This is a genomic window from Pseudomonas sp. FP2338 (assembly GCF_030687515.1).
Taxonomy (GTDB): Bacteria; Pseudomonadota; Gammaproteobacteria; order Pseudomonadales; family Pseudomonadaceae; genus Aquipseudomonas; species Aquipseudomonas salomonii.
Genome location: NZ_CP117436.1, coordinates 95,565 through 120,000 on the forward strand (window position 1 = coordinate 95,565; position 24,436 = coordinate 120,000).

Sequence of the window (24,436 nt, forward strand, 5' to 3'; positions counted from 1 at the left end):
CTTTCGGGGGATTCAACTGATGCTCAATGGCCTGTGGCTTGGCTTCTTTGTCGTGGCAATGGTGTCAGCACTGGCGCAATGGCTGGTTGGCGGTAATGCCGGGATTTTTGCGGCGATGGTCGAAAGCATTTTCGCCATGGCCAAACTGTCGGTCGACGTGATGGTGCTGCTGTTCGGCACCCTGACCTTGTGGCTGGGCTTTTTGCGCATCGCCGAAAAAGCCGGGATCGTCGACTGGCTGGCCAAGGCGCTCGGCCCGTTGTTTCGCCGTTTGATGCCGGAGGTGCCCGCCGGCCACCCGGCCATCGGCTTGATCACCCTCAACTTCGCCGCCAACGGCCTGGGCCTGGACAATGCCGCCACGCCGATTGGCCTGAAAGCCATGAAGGCGTTGCAGGAACTCAACCCCATCCCCAATACCGCGAGCAACGCGCAGATTCTGTTCCTGGTGCTCAACGCGTCCTCGCTGACGCTGTTGCCGGTGACCATCTTCATGTACCGCGCCCAGCAAGGCGCCGCCGACCCGACGCTGGTGTTCCTGCCGATCCTGCTGGCCACTAGTGCCTCTACGTTGGTGGGCCTGCTGTCGGTGGCGGTGATGCAGCGCCTGCGCTTGTGGGACCCGGTGGTGCTGGCCTATCTGATTCCCGGCGCGCTGGTACTGGGCGGCTTTATGGCGTTGCTGGCGACCTTGTCCGCCACGGCGCTGGCGGGCTTGTCATCGATCCTCGGCAACCTGACGCTGTTTGGCTTGATCATGCTGTTTCTGGTGATCGGTGCGTTGCGCAAAGTGAAGGTGTACGAGGCCTTTGTCGAAGGCGCCAAAGAGGGTTTTGACGTTGCAAAGAACCTGCTGCCGTATCTGGTGGCCATGCTCTGCGCAGTGGGTGTATTGCGCGCCTCCGGGGCGTTGGACTTCGGCCTGGAAGGCATTCGCCACGTGGTGGCCTGGACGGGCATGGACACGCGTTTTGTCGACGCGTTGCCGACGGCGATGGTCAAGCCGTTTTCCGGTAGCGCGGCGCGGGCGCTGTTGATTGAGACCATGCAGGCCAAGGGCGTGGACAGCTTCCCGGCGTTAGTCGCGGCGACGATTCAGGGCAGCACCGAGACCACCTTTTATGTGTTGGCGGTGTACTTTGGTTCGGTGGGCATTCAGCGGGCGCGGCATGCTGTTGGGTGTGCGTTGCTGGCGGAGTTTGCCGGTGTGGTGGCGGCGATTGCGGTGTGCTACTGGTTCTTTGGTTAAGGCTTAGTTATTTGTGGTGAGGGAGCTTGCTCCCGCTGGGCCGCGAAGCGGCCCCAACAGGGTTTGGCAGGTGTGTCAGTGAAAACTCATGGGCGGGTTTTGGGGCCGCTGCGCAACCCAGCGGGAGCAAGCACCCTCGCCACAAGAGCTGTGTTTCCCTGCTGCACCACCCAATCCACCACCTGCTTGTTCAACTGATCCCCCGCCTGCCCAAACGCCGCCACTACCGCTGGCACCTTTGTATCGCCGACCGGTTGCTTCACCTCAAACCGCCGACTGGCAATAATCCGCTGATCACTCCCACGCACCAACCGCGCATCCAGGCGGATCACCACCTCTACCGCACTGCCGTGGTACTCACTCTGAAACGCCTGCAACTGACCGCCCAGCTCGTAATCAGCCTGTAGATTGGTCTCGTCGGTACTCAGCAGCGTCACTCGCCCATCGCGCTGGAAACCGTCCATAAACCGATTGCGCAGCAACACCGGCGTCGGGTCGCTCCAGCGTGAGTTCGCGTAGCTGCTGATCAGGTCGCCGTTTGGCACTACGGCAATACGCGGGCTGTCGAGAAACTCGCTGCTCTGCGGCTTGGACACACGCAGCGACCAGCTCACTGGCGTGCCTTGGGTGCTGGTTGGCGCCGAAGCCAGGCGATACACATCAGACGGATCCGGCTTGGGCAGGATCGAGCAAGCGCTGATCAGCACCAAGGCCAGCGGGGCGATTATTTGGTAAGCACGCTTCATGGCGTGAACTCCTTGTTCTTGTCGCTGCCCAGCAGGTAACCGCTGGGGTTGGCTTCGAGGCGGCGGGAGATGGCGCGCAGCGAACCGAGGGTTTCGCGCAACTCGCGCACGGCCGGTGCCAGTTCATTGAGGCCCTGCATGCCGCTGTTTACCGAGTCTTTGTTGTTGGTCAGCAAGGTGTTGATGGTCGTGGTGCTTTGTTCCAGCGACTTCATGGCCTGCTCGGCGCTGCCGAAGGCTTGCTTGCCCTGGTCGTTGAGCAAGCCGTTGGCATTGCGCATCAGCGTGGTGGTCTGTTCCAGCGCGGCGCTCGCCTGTTTGCTGACCTGCATCAACTGTTGCATCACCACCTTGATATCACCGCGCTGGTCGGCAATGGCGCCGGTGGTTTGTTGCAAGTTGTCCAGGGTGTTGCTCAGGCGCTCGACGTTCTCCCGCGAAAACATGTGGTTGGCGTTGTGCAGCAACAAGTTGATGCTGGTCATCAGGTCGTTGCTGTTATTGAGCAGACGCGCGATGGGTGACGGCGAGGCGATGATTTCCGGCAGGTTGCCGTCCTTGCCCTTGAGCTCCGGGCTTTGCGGCGTGCCGCCACTGAGCTGGATGATCGAAGTGCCGGTGATGCCGGTCAGTGCCAGCTTGGCCTGGGTGTCTTCCTTGATCGGCGTCTGCCCGGCCAGGCGAATGCGTGCGAGTACCCGGCGCGGGTCTTTCGGGTCCAGGCGCAGGCTGGTGACATCGCCCACCTTGATCCCGCTGTATTGCACCGAACTGCCTTGCGACAGGCCGCTGACCGCCTCGTTGAACACCACCTCGTAGTCCTGGAAGGCGCTGTCGACGCTGGACTTGGCCAGCCACAGGCCGAACAGCATTGCGCCGACCACCACGATCACGCTGAACAGACCGATCATCACATGATGGGCTCGGGTTTCCATGTCATACCTCGTTAAGCGATTGAGCGGCATCCAATGCCGCGCGGCCACGGGGGCCGTGGAAATATTCGTGAATCCAGGCGTCGTCCGTTTCCGAGACGACATCGATGGCATCGGCCACCAGCACTTTTTTCTGTGCCAGCACCGCCACGCGGTCGGTGATGGTGTACAGCGTGTCGAGGTCGTGGGTGACCAGGAACACACTCAGGCCCAGCGCATCGCGCAGGGTCAGGATCAGTTGGTCGAATTGCGCCGCGCCAATCGGGTCGAGGCCGGCGGTGGGTTCGTCCAGAAACAGAATGTCCGGGTCCAGTGCCAACGCCCGCGCCAAAGCGGCGCGTTTGATCATGCCGCCGGACAGTGACGCCGGGTATTTATCCGCCGCCGACAAAGGCAGCCCCGCCAGGGCAAGCTTGACCGCCGCCAAGTGCTCGGCATCGCGACGGCTGAGGCCGGCGTGTTCGATCAACGGCAGGGCGACGTTTTCGGTGACCGTCAGCGAGGAAAACAGCGCGCCCTTCTGGAACAGCACGCCAAAGCGCCGTTCCACCAGCGAGCGTTCATGCTCGGGCAGGTTGGGCAGGTTCTTGCCGAAGACCCGCACCTCGCCTTCGCTGGGCCGACGCAGGCCGACGATGCTGCGCAGCAGCACCGACTTGCCACTGCCGGAGCCGCCGACCACCGCGAGGATCTCGCCTTTGTACAAATCCAGATCGAGGTTCTCGTGCACGCTCTGGCTGCCAAAGCGATTGCACAGGCCGCGCACTTCGATCACCGCCTCAGTGGGCGCACGGTGTAGACGACTCACCAGCCCATCTCCATAAAGAACATCGCGGCAACCGCATCCAGCACGATCACCACGAAAATAGACTGCACCACGCTGGAGGTGGTGTGCGCGCCGACCGACTCGGCGCTGCCGCTGACCTTGAAGCCTTCAAGGCAGCCAATCGCCGCGATCAGGAAGGCGAAAATCGGCGCTTTCACCATGCCCACCAAAAAGTGCTGCACGCCAATGTCCGATTGCAGCAGCGAGAGAAACATCGCCGGTGAAATATCCAGGGCCACGGCACACACCACGCCGCCGCCGACAATCCCCGAGAGCATCGCCAAAAATGTCAGCATCGGCAGCGACACCAGCAGCGCCATTACCCGTGGCAGCACCAACAGTTCCATCGGGTCCAGGCCCAGGGTGCGGATCGCGTCGATTTCTTCGTTAGCCTTCATCGAGCCGATTTGCGCGGTGAAGGCACTGGCGGTGCGACCGGCGATCAGGATGGCGGTGAGCAACACGCCGAATTCTCGCAGGAAGGAAAACGCCACCAGGTCCACGGTAAAAATCGTCGCGCCGAAGCTCTTGAGCACGGTGGCGCCGAGGAACGCCACGACGGCGCCCACCAGAAAGGTCAGCAACGCGACAATGGGGGCAGCGTCGAGGCCGGTTTGTTCGATATGCGCGACCATCGGTGTGATGCGCCAGCGCTTGGGGCGCAAAACGCCACGGGCGAAGGTTTCGAGGATCAGGCCGATAAAGCCCAGCAGTTTCATGCCGTCCTGCCATACCGTGTCGACGGCCCGGCCGATACGCGCCAGCACTTGGATACCGGCGGCTTCTTCCGGCTCTTTGTCGGGTACGCAGAAATCGTTCAGAGAGCGGTAGACGGTTTTGAGCAGTGCCCGGTCGGCGGTAGACAAACTGCAATCGGTCTGCTCGGCGGAACGCTCGATACGGTCCGGGCCCAGCAGCTCGACCAGCAGCGAGGCACCCGCGGTATCCAGGGCGCCGAGGCCATTGAGGTCGATGTGTGCACCGGCGTCGTATTGGCCGTCGAGCTTGTCACTCAGTTTTTTAAGATTGGCGTAGTGGGCAAGCGTCCAGTCCCCCGTAATCCTGAGTAACGGGGGAACGCTGGATGTGTCGAGGTGGGCTGCGCCGGCCGTGGTACGAGTGGTCATAAGCTCCGAGCTTGTTTGGCTATCCACAATCCGTACGTAATAGCACGATACGGCCTACTTTGGGTTGTCCGTTTGTGCTGGGTCAGTGACTTTGAAGCGCAGCACACCGATGACTTGCCCATCCTCCGTCAACACCTGCACCTGCCAGCGCCCCACGGCGTCGGCCGGGAAGTTCTGCTTGTGGGTCCAGGCGCGATAGCCTTCCTTGCGCCCGCCATGGATATCCAGGGCGATACGGTCGACCTCCTGGCCGTTGAATTTCCACACATGGAAAATCCGCTCATCCAGCCCGCGTGGCGCGTTGATCGCGGTGTAGGCGTACAGCCCGCCGCTGCGCAGTTGGGCGGCGGTGACTTCCTTGAGGTCATCGCCCGGTGTGCGGTCTTGCAGCTGGGTGCTGATCGCCACTTCGGTCATCCACAAGGTGGCCGGCGGCACCCAACTGCGCAGGAACCAGCCGGCGCAGCCGATGGCGGCCGTCACCCCGAGCAGCATCACCCAGCCCTTGATGCTGCGCAGCGGCAGGCTCACGGCCAGGCTCGGGATCGACAATGCCATGGCCACGCCAAGCGCCAACTTGTAACTCTCGGCGGTGGTGAGGTGCAGGATGATGGGCAGTGCGGTGAGCAGTGCCGCGAACAAGGTCAGGGTGTGCAGCGCCAGGAACAGCGAGCGCTTGGGTGCCAGCCACTTGTAGTACAGCGGGTCGGTGATTGACACCAGCGCCGCCGCGCCGAGCAGGCCGGTGAATACCGACTGGCCGCTGTTCCAGGCGGTGGTGACGAAAAAGAACGGCAATACGAAGAACAGGCTTTCCTGATGGATCATCTGGGTCGCGTAGCGCAGCAGCGGCTCGGGGATTTCGCGCTTGAAGACTTTGGCGAACAGCTGGGTAAAGCTGTTTTCCAGCATCAACCACAGCCAGCTCACCAGCATGATCACCGCAATCCAACTGGCCATGCCCTGCTGGCGATCCACCAGGATGAAGCTGCACACACCCGAGATAAAACCGCCGAGTGCAATCACCCCTGGATAGCGCTTGATCAGTTCGATAATGCGCTGGATAAGGGGCGGTAGATTTGGCATTGGCGGTTCACAATTGGTGTAGGAAAAATCACAGACAGAATAACGTCTTAGCCCTGTGTTCGGTGCCTCATTACGTGATCCGTTTGCGATAAAGACGCACGCCGATCAACACACTGGCGATCAGTGCGAGCAGGCCGGCCCCGATCCAGCTCAGGGCGTCATAGCTCAGCAGCGGTTTTTCGACGCGCCAGTAGCCCTTCTGGTTAAACACCTCGCGCATGGCCTGGTTGGTTTGCGCCAGGTTGACGGCCTTGATGCGCTTGGCCGGGTCGCTGATATGGCCATCGGCATAGTCGCCGGCAGCGCTCCAGTAATAGTCGGCCAGCGCACTGTTGCCCTGCACTGCCCAGGCTTGGCGCGCAATAGCGGCTTGCTGCAAGCGGTTGAAGACCGCCGGGTCGAGGCCGTCCTTGAGCAGTTGCGCCGTGAGGTCCTGCAACACCTGTTCGGCTTCAGGAAGATTGTCGCGCTCAAGGTCGGCATTCAGGCTGAGGAAGCCGACGCCGCCGAGCACTTCGCGTTCGCTCCAGGGGCCGTAGGACAAACCGTGCTTGAGGCGCAGCTGACGGTACAGCGCCCAGTCGAGGTAGTCCTTGAGCAAATCGTAGGTTTCATCGTGTTGGTCGTCCAAAACCGGTTCGGGGAACAGCCAGTGCAGTTTGGCGCTGTCACCGACCCAGCCGTGGATAAGGTCGCGATGGCTGGCGGCGGTGTGCTGGATTTCCGGCAGCGGTCGATGCTCGGTGGGGTCGACCGGATCAAGTTGACCGTAAGTGCGTTCCAGGTACGCCGGCAGCAGTTTGTCGAGGTCGCCGACGATGATCAGCGTCATGTTGTTGGGCGCGTACCAATGTGTGCGCAGGGTTTGCAACTGATCGCGGGTCAGCTGGCTGACTTCGGCACGTTCGGCGCATTTGAGCCCCAGTTCGACGGCTAATTGGTTGCTGGCGGTGTGGCCCAGGTCCTGGCGGTCGAGCAAGCGTTGCAGGTGCGAGTAATGGCCGCCGTCTTCGCGCTCGACCACTTTTTTGGCCGCATTGATATTCGCGTCGGTCAGTTCGGTGCGGGTGAGGATCGCCAGCAATAGGTCCAGCACCTTGCGCTGGTTTTGCGCGGGCGCCTCGATCACAAAGGTGGTGTCGGCGTTGCTGGTGTAGGCGTTCCATTCGCCGCCGAGGGCTTGCATGCGGTCTTCAAGCTCGCCTTCACCACCGCCGTCAATGCCGCTGAACAATAAGTGCTCCAGCAGGTGCGGCAGTTCTTTTTCGTCGCAGGGAAAGTCATCCAGGCCGACGCCCACCACCAGGCGGATCGCCACGTGCCCACGCTCGGTGCCCGGCTTGAGCAGCAATTGCAGGCCATTGGGCAAGGTGTAGCCTTCGACTTGCAGGCGGTCGAAGGCAAAGGTGTGTACCGAGCCCATGAGCAGGCAGGCAAGTAACAGGCGACGCATAACAAGCTTCCTGGCGGGTGAGGTCCATTGTTAACTGACTTCACGGGCCATCGTACGTTCAGGGCGAATGAGTGATGTCGGCAATATCTTCGGCGGAGAGTGCGCCGGTGTCTGAGGTTTCCAACACTACATAAGCACTGCTGCAAAACAACGAGTTCAGGCGTTTCATGTCGGCAATCAGCTCCAGGTGCAGGGAACTGGTCTCCATGCTCTGTACGATTTTGCGCTGCAAACGGCTGACGTGGGCGTGGGCCAGACGACGTTCCTGAGCGCGGAAACGGCGCTTTTCGCGCAGCAGTTGGCGGGCGCTTTCCGGGTCGGCACTGAGGAACACCGACAGGCCCAGACGCAAGTTGGCAATCAACTGGCTGTGCAGGCCGGTGAGTTCTTCCAGGCCGACTTCGGAGAACTGCCGGCGCTGTGAGGTTTTCTGCTGCTGGACTTTGCGTAACATCCGCTCGATCAGGTCGCCGGCCAGCTTGAGGTTGATCGACAGCTCGATGATCTCGGCCCAGCGGCGGCTGTCCTGTTCACTCAGGTCTTCGCGGGGCATTTGCGCCAGGTAAAGCTTGATCGCGCTGTAGAGGGCCTCGACGTCGTCGCTGAGGCTGCGCATTTCCTGGGTGATCGCGGTTTGCTTGCCGCGCAGCACTTCGAGCATGGCGGTGAGCATGTTGTCGATCAGGTCGCCCAGGCGCAGGGTTTCACGGGCCGCGTTGGCCAGCGCCAGGCTTGGGGTGGCGAGCGAGGCCAGGTCCAAGTGACGGGGCCTGGCTTTGCCGTTGGTTTCCTGTTTCTCCGGCAGCAACCAGGCGCACAGGCGCGCCATTGGCCCGATGGTCGGCAGCAGGATCAGGCAGCGCGTGGTGTTGTAGAGCACATGGAAGGTGATGACCATGCCTTGAGCGCTGTAGTCCAAGCCATCCATCCAGCGTACGAGCGGGTCGAGCACCGGAATAATCAGCAACAGGCCGATCAGTTTGTACAACAAGCTGCCCAGCGCGACCTGGCGGCCGGCGGCGTTCTGCATGTTGGTGCTGAGGAAGGCCAGCACGCCGCTGCCGATGTTGGCGCCGATCACCAGGCCTATGGCCACATGCAGGCCGATCACACCGGCGCCGGCCAGGGTGGCGGTCAGCAGTACGGCGGCCAGGCTGGAGTAGGAAATCATCGCAAACAGAGCGCCGACCAGGGCATCCAGCAAAATGTCGCCGGTCAGCGAGGCAAAGATAACTTTGACGCCTTGGGCATGGGTAATCGGCCCGGCGGCTTCGACGATCAGTTGCAGGGCCAGAATAATCAGGCCCAGGCCGATACCGACGCGGCCCATCTGCCCTGCCCGCGTCTGTTTGCGCGAGAGGAAGAAAATCACCCCAAGAAAAATCAGCAGTGGCGACAGCCAGGACAGGTCGAAGGTCAGTACCCGCGCCATCAATGCCGTACCGACGTCGGCGCCGAGCATGGTCGCCAGCGCCGGCATGAGGCCCATCAAGCCCTGGCCGACAAACGACGTCACTAGCATCGCCGTGGCGTTGCTGCTCTGGACCATGGCCGTCACCAGGATACCGGCGATAAACGCCAGCCAGCGCTTGGACATGTTCTGCCCGATGACTTGGCGCAAGTTGGAACCGTAGACCCGCAAGATGCCGGTACGGACGATGTGCGTGCCCCAGATAAGCAGGGTCACGGCGGAAAGCAGATTGAGCAAGGTCAGCATGCTCGGCCCCCCGTGTGGGTGTGCTCCAGAAAGAGCAAATGAGAATTGCCGCGTGCCGTTCTACGTCTTGTACTTAAGCTGTAGTTGGCGAATGGGCTCTGCGCCAGCATCGCATAGCTAAAGTGGGGATTGAAACAAAACTGTCATGAAATCAGTTTTTTGCAGATGAAAAAATGGGGCGCGAACGCCCCATTTCAGCAGCGGGTCAGGTTTATTGACCCGGAATGTCCTTGCGCAGTTTCACAGGATCCTGCTGTTTCCTCTTTTTCGCGATAGCGGTACGCATCTTGATGTTTACCGCTTCTACTGCCAGCGAGAACGCCATGGCGAAGTAGACGTAGCCTTTTGGCACATGCACGCCGAAGGATTCGGCGATCAGCACCGTACCCACCACCAGCAGGAACGACAGCGCCAGCATCTTCAGCGACGGGTGCTTGTCGATGAATTCACTGATGGTGCCTGCAGCCAGCATCATCACCAGTACGGCTACCACGATCGCAGCGACCATGACCGGCACATGGGAAACCATGCCGACCGCAGTGATCACCGAGTCCAGGGAGAACACGATGTCGATGATCGCGATCTGGATGATGGTGTAGATGAACTTGCCACCCTTGCCGCCCGGCTCGTCGTGGGTTTCATCTTCACCTTCCAGGGCGTGGTACATCTCCTGGGAGCTTTTCCACAGCAGAAACAGGCCACCGAAGAACAGAATCAGGTCGCGACCGGAGATGCCCTGGCCGAAGACCACGAACAGGTCCGCAGTGAGTTGCATGACCCAGGTGATCGACAGCAGCAACAGGATTCGCGTGACCATGGCCAGGGCCAGGCCGAAGATCCGGGTGCGCGCCTGCATATGCTTGGGCATGCGGCTGACCAGGATCGAAATCATGATGATGTTATCGATGCCCAGGACGATCTCGAGGGCCGTCAGGGTGAAGAAGGCAATCCAGATTTCCGGATTGGTCAGCCATTCCATGTGTATTCCTTTGAGCAAATGTGAAGCCGCGCAAGCTGCAGCGCCGCGCGGTCAGGTCGTTACGATTATAGAGTGCTGAACAGCGGAAAAATCCCCATCAGCAAAGCTGCGAACATTATGCACAGGCACACCAGTACTGCCCACTTGAGGGTAAAGCGTTGGTGATCGCCAAATTCGATCCCCGCCAGGGCCACCAGCAGGTAAGTCGAAGGTACCAGCGGGCTGAGCAGGTGAACGGGCTGGCCAACGATCGAGGCACGGGCCATTTCCACGGCAGTGATGCCGTAATGGCTGGCGGCTTCGGCGAGCACGGGCAGTACGCCATAGTAGAACGCATCGTTGGACATGAAGAACGTAAACGGCATGCTCACCAAGGCGGTGATCACCGCCAGGTACGGGCCCAGCGCATCCGGGATAACCGCCAGCAGGCTCTTGGACATGGCGTCGACCATGCCGGTGCCCGACAGGATGCCGGTGAAGATACCGGCGGCGAAGATCAAACCCGTCACTGCCAGTACGCTGCCGGCGTGGGCGGCGATGCGGTCTTTCTGCATTTGCAGGCATGGGTAGTTAACGATCATCGCGATACTGAACGCGACCATGAACAGCACCGGCAGTGGCAACAGGCCGGCAATCAGGGTGCACATCAGCGCGAAGGTCAATGCACCGTTGAACCAGATCAACTTGGGGCGACGGGCGTCAGGGAATTGCGACACGCTGATCTCGCTGTGATCGATCTCGTCGCCCTGCAGGTGCAGTTCACCCAGGCGGGCACGTTCGCGTTTGCCGTACATATAGGCAATCACCAGGATCGCCACTACGCCGACAGCCATGGCCGGGATCATCGGTACGAAAATATCCGAAGGGTCCACATGCAGCGCACTGGCGGCACGGGCCGTCGGGCCGCCCCATGGCGTCATGTTCATCACACCGCCGGCGAGGATGATCAAGCCGGCCATGATCCGCGGGCTCATGCCGATGCGCTGGTACAGCGGCAGCATGGCGGCCACGCAGATCATGTAAGTGGTGGCACCGTCACCGTCCAGGGACACCACCAGGGCCAGCACGGCGGTACCGACCGAGACTTTCAGCGGGTCGCCCTTGACCATCTTGAGGATCTTGCGCACCGCCGGGTCAAACAGGCCGGAGTCGATCATCAGGGCAAAGTACAGAATGGCGAACATCAGCATCACGCCGGTCGGCGCAAGCTTGGTGATGCCCGCAAGCATCATCGGTCCGATCTCGGGTGCAAAGCCGCCAAACAGGGCGAACAGGATCGGCACAATGATCAAGGCAATCAGCGCGGACAGGCGCTTGGTCATGATCAGGTACATGAACGTGATGACCATGGCAAAGCCAAGGAAAGTCAGCATAGGAATACTCCAGGCGTAGCGCGGCTAGGGAATGGCGAACCGGGTTGGGGTCAGCGCAGTACGAAAGGCACGTGGCGTACGAATGGAGTTGGAGCGAACAGGCGGGTAGTAGCGGACATCAGGGATCACCATTGTTGTTGTTTACAGCCGGTCTGTTGCCGGCAGTGGGGGCGATCCTAGACGGGGAAGCTTTCAGCCAGCTTTCGCTGTGTAAGTCAGATGATGGAAGGCTTGTAGGAATTTTCTTTAAGGCGACTCAGGGCAGCTCCAAACCGCCCGAGGCTTTGTGCAAGGCCCGCAAGTGCTCGCCCATCTGCTTGAGGTTGGCTTCGCAGGCGGCAATCTCGTCGGCGCGTGCAGGGTCCAGCAACGCCCTTACCTCTTTATCCAGATCGCCGGTCAAGGACTGCAGCTGTTTCTGGCGCTCGGCGCTTTCCGATTCCAGGCGCTTGGCTTCCGAAGGTTGCGGCAGGCCGTAGCCGCCGCTGTCGAGCAATTCCGCCGGGCGGCTGAGGAAGCCGCTGTTGGCGAGGATCTGTTGCAGGGTGTTGTTGGCTCTTTCCATGCCGCCGTTTTTCAGTTCACGGGCATTGAGGTAGCGTTGCTTGACTTCGTCCTGGGCCAGCATCAGTTGTTTGCGATAGCTGGCTTGTTCCAGGAGCAGCAGCGCGGCACTGGTGCGAAGGTCGGCCTGGGTGAACCACTGGCGGCGTTCTGCGGCACTGAGGGCGAGCCAGTCTTCGACTTGGGTCTGCTTGATCGGCAGATGTTTGCGCAGTACGTCGAACATCGCCTGGTAGCGCTCGCGGAACGAGTCGAAGTGATAACCCAGGCGCAAGGCTTCGCGCTTGTCATTGAGCACGCTGGTGTCAGCCAGGCCCCGGGCGCTGAGCACCTCGAGCAGGCCGTTGGGGGTGATGTTGTCCAGGCTGGTCAATTGCGGGTTGGCGCTGCCGCTGCGTAACAACTTGAGGCTCTCCACCGCGCAGTTGTTGGAGATGAAGAAGTAATTACCGTCGTAGCTCCAGTGCATTTCGGCGGCATGTTCGACGGTGTCGTTGATTTCCTGGCGGGTGAGCTTGAGCGGCACCGAGGCCAGGCCGCGCAGTTCAGTCTTGGTGTATTCGTCGATCACCTGGGCCAGCGGCAGCACAAACAAGCGTGATGGGTACTTGCCTACCAGTCCATCCCAGCTCGAGAGCTGTACGTCACCGACGAAAGCGCGGTAAGACAACACCAAGTGCTGGTCCAGGTCCAACCGGCAATCCGGGCCACGCGGGCGGCCGGGTGCGCAGATCACCAGGCGCAACATGCTGTGGCCCCAGCGGCTCACCAGGTTCTGGTTGGCTTCGGCCAACAGGTAGTCGATTTCATACACGCGCTCCGGGTCGATCTGGCCCAGCGGCGTTTTGGCGAAGTCATTGCCGGCGTTCAGGAACGCGTAGGTTTTGGCGCAGGTGTCTTGTTCGGGCGGTGCCCAGCCGAAGTGTTCCTTGTAATAGCGAAACAGCGCGGGGCGACGGCAGGCGTAGCTCGGGTCGAGGAGGAAATACTCCATGTTGACCGCCACAAACTCCAGCGGGCTGGTGGTTTCGTAGATGTCCGGGCTGCGCGCGACCTGGTGGTTGTGTTGCTCGCGCTCGCCGCGACGGCCCACGTATTGGGGCCAGCCGGCAATGTCCAGCAGGCGCGGGTCGTCACTCAAGGTGAAGCGACGGTCGTTCTGGCCACGGCATTGATCGGGCAGACCGATCAGGCCGGTGATGTTGTTCTGGCGGCTGCAGCGTTGGATCAGGCGGCGCTCGTCTCTGGACCACGGGCGCGCACGGTCATAGATGTGGGTCAGTTCATGCAGCACGGTGGCGAGCATTTCGCGGCGCACGGTGCCATGGGGGCGATTGGTCTTTTGGGTGGCGGCGCTGCCGTCGGTGAGGCTGGCGAGCAGGTTCTGGTTCAGGTCCAGTTCGGACACCAGGGAGGCTTGGCCATAGGCGTTTTCAGGCATCTTGTCGGTCCAGCCGACATCAATACGTCGATCAAGCTGCTCGATAAAGCGCGGCGGCAGGGCGCGCATCGCTTCGTCGAGCAACGCCTGGCTGGCCTGCTGTTCGGCCGGGCTCAAGCCATCGGTCTTGAGCCGCAGTTGCAGGCTGGCCTGGGCTGCGCCTGCACAGAGCAGCACAGTCCCGGCCAGTAGCCAGGCGAACAGGCGCCTCACAGAGCGAGGATAGCTTCGGCGAGAGTCTGGTCACTGGCGTCGCGGGCTTCCGGTACGCGGGTGCGCAGGGTATCGAAGGCTGCTTCCAACTGCGCGCCGCGGATTTCGCCGTTGGAGGCGACGAAGCTGGCAGCGTCATCGTGGGCTTCGCGCACGATTTTGGAGTCGCGGATGGAAGTGGTGGTGTCCGAAGTGAAATCAATGGTACGCGCCGAGGCACGCACGATGATGTTACTGGTGGCTTTCAGGGTTTGCGCGTGGGCGACATCGGCCAACAACAGCAGGCCCAGAGCGGCAGCGATCAGCGGGCTACGCATGGAATGACTCCGAAATACAAAGGTAGAAATATACGATGATTATTGGACGAGAATTGCCTGCGCCAGTTCAAGGTCGCTGACATGAAGTTTTGGCTGGGTTCGGCGCAGGTACTCCAGCGCAGATTCCAGACGAGCTCCCCGCCATTGGCCGTCAGTGGCGATAAAAGCGGCAGCGTCATCCTGGGCGGCCAGTACCAATTTTCTGTCAAAGGGCGCAGACGTCACCTTGCTGGTGGCGTAGGCACTGATGACGGTGCTCTGGATGGACACGTCAAAGGCCGAAGCCAAGGGTGACCAGCAGGCGGAAACCAACACGGGAACAATCAACAGGCGGTATGAAAAAGCCATGGGACTCGACAACTGAAAGCGAGCGCCAAGGCTAGCGCAACGCCCGGGCGAGAGCCAGCGCTGACACATTTGGTAGCGGCTGGCGTGCCCTGGCGTCTACCGGATCATCAGATGGCCAGAATCGCCTGGGCCAGTTGTGCGTCGGTCGCAGTGTTCAGTTGTGGGGCCTGTTGGCGAATCTGGGCCAGGGCGCTTTCCAGCTTCACCCCACGAATGGCGCCTTCGCTGGCGACAAAGCTGGCGGCGTCGTCACGGGCAGCTTGCACGACTTTGTTGTCACGCAGGGACGACGTGGCATCGGAGCTGGCGTCAGAAGTGGCTTTGAGCGCGCCAACGATCGAGTCGGTGGTCACGATAAAGCTGCTCGCGTTGGCGTTGGCGGCCAGGGCCAACAGGGTGGCAGCACTCAGCAGGCGAAGACGGGACATGGAATAACTCCTGTAGAAGATCAGATAAAGCGGCGCAATGCGGCCACTGTGAAACGGACATTGTTGCGGATTAAGCATCAGACGTCCGTTCTACAAGGTTCGCCACGTAATAACGGGATCTTAAGCTGCCACTTATCCGTTCGGAAAGCCTCTATCTGTCTAGTCGTGCCAGAAAGGCTTGGACAGCTCGGCTGTACGGTCGCCGTGGCTGATGCCGGCATCGGCCAATTCACGTGGGTCAAGTTGCGCAAGTTGGCGGCGCTCATGGGCCTGCCGCGCCCATCTGCCGAGAGCGCAAGCCATTCGAATCATCAACTGTTTGTAGCGCGGGGTTTGTGTGCTCATGACGACGGCCTTCCATGAAGTCTTGGAACACCATCTTGAGCGGCCAGCCTTTACCAATACAGATACACCAATGCTAAATTGTACTGATTAATTGTTATGTTATTTTAACTGTACTGGTGTTTGTTGGTGCCCTCTGTTTTTGGACTTGTAAAGTTTGAACTCCGAAAACAACAAAGCCCGCCTCCGGTTTCCCGGGGCGGGCTTTGTTTTGTTAAATCAGAGTGCTGGCGGTGGACCCGGCGGGTCAGGGCCAGCGGGCGCCAATTAGCGCCAGAACGGCTTGCTCAGCTCTTCGTAGCGTTGAGCTTCGCTGATACCGGCGTCAGCCAGCAGACGCGAATCCAGACGAGCCAGTTGGTGGCGGCTGGAGATGCGGCGCTGCCACAACATCAGGTTGGCGAGAACGCGCAAAGGCATGGAAGCCTGGGTGTTTACAGCTTTTTCTTCGAAGAACAGATCGGAACTGAGTGTACGTTCCATGATGACATCCTTCCGCTTGTGGCGGGATTAGGTAGTGGTTTAACTGATGCCAATGATCCTCCTCCGGCGCAAGACTCTCTAGATACAGTTCACCTGTATTGTGAGGGGCCAGTTAACTGTTTATAGCGGCTGTACTGTACGGAAATGGGGCAACTGTACCTGTCTGCACTGATTCGGTGCGAAATAGGCATTTTCGACATGGGGCGTAGGATAATTCGGTAGGAAATGACCGGTACAGCAGTACAGTTTTTTCAAAAAGTACTGCTGCGATCACCGAGTTGAATAAACTGTGTTTGCATCAGCCCGGATCTGTATCAATTAAGCCTTGAGCATGTGCCCGGTTTCTTCCAGGTTAATGTGCCAACTCAGTGCTTCGCGCAAGATGTGCGGAGTATGCCCGCCGATTACACAGGCAGCTTCGAAGTAACTGTTCAGCGCATCGCGGTAAGCCGGGTGCACGCAATTGTCGATGATCACCCGTGCCCGCTCACGTGGCGCCAGGCCACGCAGGTCAGCGAGGCCAACCTCGGTCACCAGGATATCCACGTCATGCTCGGTATGGTCCACATGGCTGACCATCGGCACGACGCTGGAAATTGCGCCGCCCTTGGCAATCGACTTGGTGACGAAAATCGCCAGGTGCGCGTTACGCGCGAAGTCTCCGGAACCGCCAATCCCATTCATCATCCGCGTGCCGCAGACGTGGGTGGAGTTGACGTTGCCGTAGATGTCGAACTCAAGCGCCGTGTTGATACCGATAATGCCTAGGCGCCGAACCACTTCAGGGTGGTTGGAGATTTCCTGAGGGCGCAGTACCAGCTTGTCCTTGTAGTGTTCCAGGTTGCCGAACACGTCAGCGTTGCGTCGCTCCGACAAGGTGATCGAGCTGCCCGAAGCAAAGCTCAGCTTGCCCGCGTCGATCAGGTCGAAGGTCGAGTCCTGCAACACTTCCGAATACATGGTCAGGTCTTCGAACGGCGATTCGATCAGGCCGCACATCACCGCGTTGGCGATGTTGCCGATCCCGGCCTGCAGCGGGCCGAGCTTGTTGGTCATGCGCCCAGCGTCGACTTCCTGCTTGAGGAAGTTGATCAGATGGTTAGCGATGCCTTGGGTGTCGGCGTCCGGTGGTGTCACGGTTGAGGCAGAGTCGGCCTGATTGGTGATCACGATGGCGACGATTTTCTCCGGCGGGATCGGAATCGCGGTGCTGCCGATGCGGTCGTCGACTTTGACCAACGGGATCGGTGTGCGCGTCGGCCGGTAGGTCGGGATATAGATGTCGTGCAGCCCTTCCAGGTTCGGGTTATGCGCCAGGTTGATCTCAACAATCACTTGTTTGGCGAAAATCGCGAAGCTGGCCGAGTTGCCCACAGAGGTGGTGGGCACGATGTGTCCTTGTTCGGTGATCGCAACGGCTTCGATCACGGCTATGTCCGGCAACTTGAGTTGGTTGTTGCGCAGTTGCTCGACGGTTTCCGACAGGTGCTGGTCGATAAACATCACTTGGCCGGCGTTAATCGCCTTGCGCAGGGTGCTGTCGACCTGAAACGGCATGCGGCGCGACAACACGCCGGCTTCGGTCAGTTGCTTGTCCAGGTCATTACCCAGGCTGGCGCCGGTCATCAGGGTGATTTTCAGCGGCGAAGTCTTGGCGCGTTCGGCCAGGGCGTGGGGGACGGCCTTGGCTTCACCGGCACGGGTGAAGCCGCTCATGCCGACGGTCATGCCGTCCTCGATCAGTGCGGCGGCGTCTGCCGCGCTCATGACCTTGTTCAACAACGAAGGCAAGCGGATACGATCACGGTACATGAATTGTTATCTCAGGCTACGGAAGCAAGGTGGGCAGTGTAGTGATTTCAAAAAATTTCGGCCCGCTACCATGGTCGAATGCCAGGCAGCGATTTAGAGCCTTTGGTCGGGTTTCATGCGGCAATAAAAAAACCCCAGCCTACTGGAGGCCAGGGTTTCGGGTATTGCGCTGGCGCAGTGTTATTCGACGGCTTTGACCATGTCTTCGATGACCTTCTTGGCATCACCGAAGACCATCATGGTCTTGTCCAGGTAGAACAACTCGTTATCCAGGCCGGCATAGCCGCTGGCCATCGAGCGCTTGTTGACGATGATGGTCTTGGCCTTGAACGCCTCAAGAATCGGCATACCGGCAATCGGTGAGTTCGGGTCGTTCTTGGCGGCCGGGTTGACCACATCGTTGGCGCCCAACACCAGCACCACGTCGGCCTGGCCGAACTCGGAGTTGATGTCTTCCATTTCGAACACTTGGTCGTAAGGCACTTCCGCCTCGGCCAGCAGCACGTTCATGTGCCCAGGCATACGGCCCGCTACCGGGTGGATCGCGTACTTCACGGTCACGCCACGGTGGGTCAGCTTCTCGGTCAGCTCTTTAAGGGCGTGTTGGGCCCGAGCAACTGCCAGGCCGTAGCCTGGAACGATGATCACGGTGTCGGCGTTGGTCAGCAGGAACGTGGCATCGTCCGCCGAACCGGATTTCACCGGGCGTGCTTCTGTGGAGCCAGCCGCTGCGCCGGCATCTGCTGTGTTGCCGAAACCACCGAGCAATACATTAAAGAAGGAGCGGTTCATCGCCTTGCACATGATGTACGACAGAATCGCGCCGCTGGAGCCCACCAGGGAGCCTGCGATGATCAGCATCGAGTTGTTCAGCGAGAAGCCAATGCCCGCCGCTGCCCAGCCGGAGTAGCTGTTGAGCATCGAGACAACCACCGGCATGTCGGCGCCGCCGATCGGGATGATGATCAGCACGCCCAGCACGAAAGCCAGTGCCAGCATCAACGCAAACGCAGTGAGGTTGCCGGTGAACATGAACGCCAGGCCCAGGCCCAGGGTTGCCAGGCCGAGCACCAGGTTGAGTTTGTGCTGGCCACCGAACTGTACCGGTGCGCCCTGGAACAGGCGGAACTTGTACTTGCCCGAAAGCTTGCCGAACGCAATCACCGAACCGGAGAAGGTAATTGCACCAATGGCTGCGCCGAGGAACAGTTCCAGGCGGTTGCCCGCAGGAATCGAGTCGCCCAGCTGTTTGACGATGCCCAGGGATTGCGGCTCGACCACCGCAGCAATCGCGATAAATACCGCCGCCAGGCCGATCATGCTGTGCATGAAGGCAACCAGCTCAGGCATCTTGGTCATTTCTACGCGCTTGGCCATGATCGAACCGGCGGTGCCGCCGATCAGCAGACCGACGATCACGTAACCGATACCGGCCGTTGCAAGCTCGGCGCCGAGCTTATAGATGAGGCCCACAGTGGTCAGCACCGCCAGCGCCATGCCGAGCATCCCAAAGAGGTTGCCGCGTCGCGATGTGGTTGGGTGTGACAGGCCTTTAAGGGCCTGGATAAAACAGATCGACGCGATCAAGTAGAGCGTCGTAACCAAATTCATGCTCATTACTTTGGCGCCTCTTCTTTTGCTTTCGGGGCTTTCTTCTTGAACATCTCAAGCATCCTGCGCGTGACCAGGAACCCGCCGAATACGTTAACCGCCGCCAGGGCCACGGCCAGGGTGCCCATGGTCTTACCCAGTGGGGTCACGGTGAGGGCTGCGGCCAGCATGGCGCCGACAATCACGATTGCGGAGATGGCGTTGGTCACCGCCATCAGTGGCGTGTGCAGTGCGGGCGTGACGTTCCAGACCACGTGGTAACCGACATAAATCGCCAGCACAAAGATGATCAGGTTGTAGATACCGGGGGAGATAAGCTCTTCCATCGTCTGAATCCCTGCTTAGGCGTTTTTGCGGATGACTTGGCCGTCGCGGCACATCAGGCACGCGGCGACGATGTCGTCTTCGAGGTTGATTTCAAACTGCCCTTCCTTGGTGAAGACCAGCTTCAGGAAGTCCAGCAGGTTGCGCGCATATAAAGCAGAAGCATCGGCGGCCACAGCTCCGGCCAGGTTGGTTGGGCCGCAAATGGTCACGCCGTTTTCCACGACGACCTGGTCGGCGACGGTCAGCGGGCAGTTACCACCTTGGGCAGCGGCGAGGTCGATGACCACCGAACCGGGCTTCATTTGTGCGACGGTTTCGGCACTGAGCAAGGTCGGGGCTTTGCGGCCGGGGATCAGCGCTGTAGTGATGACGATGTCCGCTTGTTTGGCGCGTTCATGTACGGCCAGGGCCTGGCGCTGCATCCAGCTCGATGGCATCGGGCGCGCGTAACCGCCGACACCGACCGCGCATTCACGCTCTTCATCGGTTTCGTAGGGCACGTCGACGAACTTGGCGCCGAGGGACTCGATCTGCTCTTTCACGGCAGGGCGCACGTCAGACGCTTCGATCACGGCACCCAGACGTTTCGCCGTGGCGATGGCTTGCAGGCCTGCGACACCCGCGCCGAGGATCAGCACGCGCGCGGCTTTGACGGTGCCCGCGGCAGTCATCAGCATCGGCATGAAGCGTGGGTAGTGATGGGCTGCCAGCAATACGGCTTTATAGCCGGCAATGTTGGCCTGTGACGACAACACATCGAGGCTTTGGGCTCGCGAGGTACGTGGCGCAGCTTCGAGCGCGAAGGCGGTAATGCCTCGCTCTGCCAGCTTGACGATGGTTTCGTTGCTGAACGGGTTGAGCATGCCCACCAACACGGTGCCGCTTTTGATCAGCGCCAGTTCGTTGTCGCTGGGGGCAACCACCTTGAGAATCAGCTCGGCGCCAAACGCTTCGCTGGCGCTGCCAATGGTTGCGCCTGCTGTTTCATAGGCACTGTCGACGATGCTGGCGGTAATGCCTGCACCGCTTTGTACAGTGACCTTATGGCCCTGGCCGATCAGCTTCTTGATGGTTTCCGGGGTGGCAGCCACCCGCGTTTCACCGGTCTGGGTTTCGAGAGGAACACCAATGTGCACGTCAAATCTCCTGCATGATCTTTTTGCTTTTGATCTTTTTGTAAAAAGGCCAGTGCACCGTGAGGGGCGCAGCTGGGGCGGCCGATCAGCACGATCCCGCTGAAATGACAGCGGGGCGCGGCATTTTGCAGGCGAACTTTACGGCCTTCAAGGGATTATGACGGGTGACGAAAAATTAACTACAAGTCACCCTGTGACTGATTGTCGCAACAGGACAAAATAACCTCTTTAAATACAGGTGTTTAAAGGGTTGTAGAGCGTTATAGACGGTTTTCCTATCTTCGGCGTGAATGGTCGGGCATTGGCAGGTGATTGTCGCTACAAGCCTTATTGGCCATGGCGTTAAGCTCATTTTGATGCTGAGAAGTACAGTCTTTCAAAACACGACATATAGTTATATCTGTAGGATCATAAATTATCTGACTACAAGGTCAAAAAAGTCACCTTGTCCTTTAAATGCTGGGGTTGTAGCGCTGTGATTGGTCGATAAGCCAGTCTCTAAAAGCGTGCAGCGACGCAGATTCGACTTTTCTCTCGGGAATCATCAGGTAGTAAGCCTTTGTACTGCTCAACGCTTCGGGGCTCGCGATCACCAGATGCTGCTCTTCCAGCTCGCGCTGGATCAGGAAGGGCGGAATCAGTGCAATGCCCATGTCATGCATGGCCGCTTGCGACAACATCGAGAATAGCTCGTAACGAGGGCCTGTCATGTCGCGAGGTATGTTCAGTTGTTGCGCGCTGAACCATTGGCGCCAGGCGTACGGCCGGGTTGTTTGTTGCAGTAGCGGCAGTTGGGCGATTTCTTCCGGGCTGAAGTGTGCACGACTGCCCAGTAAACGCGGACTGCACACGGGTACGGGGTTTTCGCCCATCAGCCGGTGGGATTCGGTGCCTGACCAATCGGCATCGCCAAAGTAGATGGCGGCGTCGAACTCGGTGTCGGCAAACAAAAAAGGGCGTGTGCGGTTGGTGAGGTTGACCGTGACTTCCGGGTGTTGCTGCTGGAAGTCCTTGAGCCGTGGGATCAGCCATTGGGTGCCGAAAGTTGGCACCACTGCCAGCTCGATGACATTCGCGCCTTGCTGCCCCATGACCGACAAGGTATCGCGCTCTACGGCGTCCAGTTGCATGGCAACGCGACGGCTATACGACAGCCCCGCTTCCGTCAGCTTGACGCCCCGACGTGAGCGTCGAAATAGCTCGACACTCAAAAACTCCTCCAGGCTGGCGATCTGTCGACAGATGGCGCCTTGGGTGAGTGAAAGCTCGTGCGCCGCCTTGGTAAAGCTCTCGTGGCGGGCCGCTGCTTCAAAACTGACCAGGGCGGTGGTGCTGGGGATTTTTCTGCGCATGTACGTTGTACTCACTCATAAAGCGCATTTGTGCGCTTTTCGCTCATTACGAAGTGAGAAATTAGCACAACCCTATGCGTAAACGTCGTTTGCCCTCTGCGGTTGCCCGGCCTAGGCTGCATCCACGACTTCTGTTTTCTTCCCCGAGGACTTATTCATGGCTGGCAAGGCAAGCTTCAACTGGATCGATCCACTGTTGCTGGATCAACAGCTCACCGAAGAAGAGCGCATGGTGCGCGACAGTGCTGAGCAATTCGCCCAGGACAAGCTGGCGCCGCGTGTGCTCGAAGCCTTTCGCCATGAAAAGACCGACCCTGCGATCTTTCGCGAGATGGGTGAAACCGGCCTGCTGGGCGCGATGATCCCTGAGCAGTACGGCGGCAGCGGCCTGAACTACGTCAGCTACGGGCTGATTGCCCGTGAGGTGGAGCGTGTCGACTCCGGTTATCGCTCGATGATGAGTGTGCAGTCCTCACTGGTGATGGTGCCGATCAACGAATTTGGCACCGAGGCGCAAAAGCAGAAGTACCTGCCAAAGCTGGCGTCGGGTGAATGGATTGGTTGCTTCGGCCTGACCGAGCCTAACCACGGCTCTGACCCGGGCGCGATGATTACCCGTGCACGTAAGGTCGATGGCGGCTACAGCCTGACCGGGGCCAAGATGTGGATCACCAACAGCCCGATCGCCGATGTGTTTGTGGTGTGGGGCAAGGACGACGCGGGCGACATCCGCGGTTTTGTCCTGGAGAAGGGTTGGAAGGGGCTGAGCGCTCCGGCGATTCACGGCAAGGTCGGCCTGCGGGCTTCGATTACCGGTGAGATCGTCATGGATAACGTGTTTGTGCCCGAGGAGAACATCTTCCCGGACGTGCGCGGCCTGAAGGGGCCTTTCACTTGTCTTAACTCGGCACGCTATGGCATTTCCTGGGGGGCGTTGGGGGCTGCCGAGTTTTGCTGGCACACCGCTCGCCAATACACCCTGGACCGTCAGCAGTTCGGGCGGCCTTTGGCGGCGACCCAACTGATCCAGAAGAAGCTGGCGGACATGCAGACCGAGATCACCCTGGCCTTGCAAGGCTGCCTGCGTTTGGGGCGCATGAAGGATGAAGGGACGGCGGCGGTTGAGATCACGTCGATCATGAAGCGCAACTCGTGTGGCAAGTCCCTGGATATCGCGCGTATGGCACGGGACATGTTGGGCGGTAACGGTATCTCGGATGAGTTCGGGGTGGCGCGTCACCTGGTCAACCTGGAGGTGGTCAATACCTACGAGGGCACCCATGACGTACACGCCTTGATTCTTGGGCGCGCGCAGACCGGCCTTCAAGCGTTCTATTAATAGGAGAACGGCATGGGTGCGCTTTCACATCTGCGGGTACTGGATTTGTCACGAGTGTTGGCGGGCCCGTGGTCCGGGCAGATCCTTGCAGACCTTGGGGCTGAGGTGATCAAGGTTGAGCGACCGGGCAATGGCGATGATACGCGGGCGTGGGGGCCTCCCTTCCTTAGAGACGCCTATGGCGAGAATACCACTGAGGCGGCGTATTACCTGTCAGCCAACCGTAACAAGGAATCGGTGACCATCGACTTTACGCGCCCGGAGGGTCAGAAGCTGGTGCGCGACCTCGCGGCCAAGTCCGACATTCTGATCGAGAACTTCAAGGTGGGTGGCCTGGCGGCATATGGGCTGGACTATGAATCGCTCAAGGAGATCAATCCAGAGTTGATCTATTGCTCGATCACGGGTTTCGGCCAGACGGGGCCTTATGCGACGCGGGCGGGCTACGACTTTATGATCCAGGGGCTGGGTGGGCTTATGAGCCTGACCGGTCGGCCCGAGGGTGATGAGGGGGCTGGGCCGGTAAAGGTAGGCGTGGCGTTGACGGATATCCTGACGGGGCTGTACTCGACCGTGGCGATCCTGGCGGCGCTGGCTCACCGGGATCATGACGGCGGTGGGCAGCATATTGATATGGCGTTGCTGGATGTACAGGTGGCGTGTCTGGCCAATCAGGCGATGAATTACCTGACGACGGGTGTCGCGCCCAAGCGCCTTGGCAATGCTCACCCTAATATTGTGCCTTATCAGGACTTTCCCACGGCTGATGGCGACTTCATCCTGACGGTGGGCAATGACGGACAGTTTCGCAAGTTTGCTGAGGTGGCCGGGCAGCCGCAGTGGGCGGATGACCCGCGTTTCGCCACTAATAAGGTGCGAGTGGCTAACCGTGCGGAGCTGATTCCGCTGATCCGCCAGGCTACGGTGTTCAAGACGACGGCTGAGTGGGTGTCACAGCTGGAGCAAGTAGGCGTGCCGTGTGGGCCGATCAATGATCTGGCGCAGGTGTTTGCCGACCCGCAGGTCAAGGCGCGTGGGTTGGCTATGGCATTGCCGCATGCATTGGCGGGGATGGTGCCTCAGGTCGCCAGTCCGATGCGGTTGTCCAAAACGCCGGTGGAATACCGTAATGCGCCTCCTCTATTGGGCGAGCATACGGTGCAGGTGTTGCAGGGGGTGTTGGGGTTGGATTCGGCGAATATGGCTGCGCTGAAGGCTGCAGGCGTTATCTGAAG

General features: G+C 59.9%; 23 protein-coding genes. 3 read left to right on the plus strand and 20 right to left on the minus strand.

The window, feature by feature from the left end:
- Positions 1-19 precede the first annotated feature (19 nt).
- Entirely contained in the window at positions 20-1,249 is a 1,230-nt protein-coding gene (locus tag PSH96_RS00470; RefSeq protein WP_305456868.1) for a nucleoside recognition domain-containing protein, read from the plus strand.
- A gap of 86 nt (positions 1,250-1,335) precedes the next feature.
- Here PSH96_RS00470 and PSH96_RS00475 read toward each other — a convergent pair whose 3' ends face one another.
- The 20 genes from PSH96_RS00475 to PSH96_RS00570 form a co-directional block, all read right to left on the minus strand.
- Complete coding sequence (locus PSH96_RS00475; protein ID WP_305456870.1) at positions 1,336-1,995, minus strand: ABC-type transport auxiliary lipoprotein family protein; 660 nt, start codon at positions 1,993-1,995, stop codon at positions 1,336-1,338.
- Positions 1,992-2,930 carry an MlaD family protein gene (locus PSH96_RS00480; protein ID WP_056861024.1) on the minus strand — a complete coding sequence of 313 codons (939 nt, stop codon included), beginning with the start codon at positions 2,928-2,930 and terminating at the stop codon, positions 1,992-1,994. Before PSH96_RS00480 ends, PSH96_RS00475 begins: the two co-directional genes overlap by 4 nt.
- A 1-nt stretch (position 2,931) precedes the next feature.
- Complete coding sequence (locus PSH96_RS00485; RefSeq protein WP_056861025.1) at positions 2,932-3,735, minus strand: ABC transporter ATP-binding protein; 804 nt, start codon at positions 3,733-3,735, stop codon at positions 2,932-2,934.
- Positions 3,732-4,880: an ABC transporter permease gene (locus tag PSH96_RS00490; RefSeq protein WP_305456872.1), complete on the minus strand. Its 1,149-nt coding sequence runs from the start codon at positions 4,878-4,880 to the stop codon at positions 3,732-3,734. The genes PSH96_RS00485 and PSH96_RS00490 overlap by 4 nt, the downstream gene beginning before the upstream one ends.
- A 54-nt stretch (positions 4,881-4,934) precedes the next feature.
- Positions 4,935-5,966 (minus strand): DUF5924 family protein, encoded by a 1,032-nt coding sequence (locus PSH96_RS00495; protein WP_236371287.1) that lies wholly within the window; start codon positions 5,964-5,966, stop codon positions 4,935-4,937.
- Between the two features lie 70 nt (positions 5,967-6,036).
- The gene (locus PSH96_RS00500; RefSeq protein ID WP_305456873.1) at positions 6,037-7,419 is read right to left on the minus strand and encodes a pitrilysin family protein; all 1,383 of its coding nucleotides are present in this window, start codon (positions 7,417-7,419) and stop codon (positions 6,037-6,039) included.
- A gap of 58 nt (positions 7,420-7,477) precedes the next feature.
- Positions 7,478-9,136, minus strand: coding sequence for a Na/Pi cotransporter family protein (locus PSH96_RS00505; protein ID WP_305456875.1), 1,659 nt, complete (start codon positions 9,134-9,136; stop codon positions 7,478-7,480).
- A 211-nt stretch (positions 9,137-9,347) separates the two neighbouring features.
- Positions 9,348-10,115, minus strand: a complete 768-nt coding sequence (locus tag PSH96_RS00510) for a TerC family protein (RefSeq protein ID WP_305456877.1) — start codon at positions 10,113-10,115, stop codon at positions 9,348-9,350.
- 65 nt (positions 10,116-10,180) lie between these two features.
- Positions 10,181-11,488, minus strand: coding sequence for a CitMHS family transporter (locus PSH96_RS00515; RefSeq protein ID WP_138813127.1), 1,308 nt, complete (start codon positions 11,486-11,488; stop codon positions 10,181-10,183).
- A gap of 256 nt (positions 11,489-11,744) precedes the next feature.
- The gene (locus PSH96_RS00520) at positions 11,745-13,706 is read right to left on the minus strand and encodes a DUF4105 domain-containing protein (RefSeq protein WP_305456880.1); all 1,962 of its coding nucleotides are present in this window, start codon (positions 13,704-13,706) and stop codon (positions 11,745-11,747) included.
- Complete coding sequence (locus tag PSH96_RS00525; RefSeq protein WP_060756468.1) at positions 13,703-14,023, minus strand: DUF2388 domain-containing protein; 321 nt, start codon at positions 14,021-14,023, stop codon at positions 13,703-13,705. The genes PSH96_RS00520 and PSH96_RS00525 overlap by 4 nt, the downstream gene beginning before the upstream one ends.
- A gap of 39 nt (positions 14,024-14,062) precedes the next feature.
- Positions 14,063-14,371 (minus strand): DUF2388 domain-containing protein, encoded by a 309-nt coding sequence (locus PSH96_RS00530; protein WP_056861032.1) that lies wholly within the window; start codon positions 14,369-14,371, stop codon positions 14,063-14,065.
- 107 nt (positions 14,372-14,478) lie between these two features.
- Complete coding sequence (locus PSH96_RS00535) at positions 14,479-14,799, minus strand: DUF2388 domain-containing protein (RefSeq protein ID WP_056861033.1); 321 nt, start codon at positions 14,797-14,799, stop codon at positions 14,479-14,481.
- 159 nt (positions 14,800-14,958) lie between these two features.
- Positions 14,959-15,144: a DUF1127 domain-containing protein gene (locus PSH96_RS00540; RefSeq protein WP_305456883.1), complete on the minus strand. Its 186-nt coding sequence runs from the start codon at positions 15,142-15,144 to the stop codon at positions 14,959-14,961.
- Positions 15,145-15,408: 264 nt separating this feature from the next.
- Entirely contained in the window at positions 15,409-15,624 is a 216-nt protein-coding gene (locus PSH96_RS00545; RefSeq protein WP_048721398.1) for a DUF1127 domain-containing protein, read from the minus strand.
- A gap of 318 nt (positions 15,625-15,942) precedes the next feature.
- Positions 15,943-17,436 (minus strand): acetyl-CoA hydrolase/transferase family protein, encoded by a 1,494-nt coding sequence (locus PSH96_RS00550; RefSeq protein ID WP_305456885.1) that lies wholly within the window; start codon positions 17,434-17,436, stop codon positions 15,943-15,945.
- A 180-nt stretch (positions 17,437-17,616) separates the two neighbouring features.
- Positions 17,617-19,053 (minus strand): NAD(P)(+) transhydrogenase (Re/Si-specific) subunit beta, encoded by a 1,437-nt coding sequence (locus PSH96_RS00555; protein ID WP_305456886.1) that lies wholly within the window; start codon positions 19,051-19,053, stop codon positions 17,617-17,619.
- The gene (locus PSH96_RS00560) at positions 19,053-19,373 is read right to left on the minus strand and encodes an NAD(P) transhydrogenase subunit alpha (protein WP_003220416.1); all 321 of its coding nucleotides are present in this window, start codon (positions 19,371-19,373) and stop codon (positions 19,053-19,055) included. Before PSH96_RS00560 ends, PSH96_RS00555 begins: the two co-directional genes overlap by 1 nt.
- A 15-nt stretch (positions 19,374-19,388) precedes the next feature.
- Positions 19,389-20,510, minus strand: a complete 1,122-nt coding sequence (locus tag PSH96_RS00565) for a Re/Si-specific NAD(P)(+) transhydrogenase subunit alpha (protein ID WP_305456887.1) — start codon at positions 20,508-20,510, stop codon at positions 19,389-19,391.
- Positions 20,511-20,962: 452 nt separating this feature from the next.
- Positions 20,963-21,862: a LysR family transcriptional regulator gene (locus PSH96_RS00570; RefSeq protein WP_305456889.1), complete on the minus strand. Its 900-nt coding sequence runs from the start codon at positions 21,860-21,862 to the stop codon at positions 20,963-20,965.
- Between the two features lie 157 nt (positions 21,863-22,019).
- Here PSH96_RS00570 and PSH96_RS00575 point away from each other — a divergent pair, with 157 nt between their 5' ends.
- Positions 22,020-23,201 carry an acyl-CoA dehydrogenase gene (locus PSH96_RS00575; protein WP_003187423.1) on the plus strand — a complete coding sequence of 394 codons (1,182 nt, stop codon included), beginning with the start codon at positions 22,020-22,022 and terminating at the stop codon, positions 23,199-23,201.
- A gap of 12 nt (positions 23,202-23,213) precedes the next feature.
- The gene (locus PSH96_RS00580) at positions 23,214-24,434 is read left to right on the plus strand and encodes a CaiB/BaiF CoA-transferase family protein (protein ID WP_305456891.1); all 1,221 of its coding nucleotides are present in this window, start codon (positions 23,214-23,216) and stop codon (positions 24,432-24,434) included.
- The last annotated feature ends 2 nt before the right edge of the window (positions 24,435-24,436 follow it).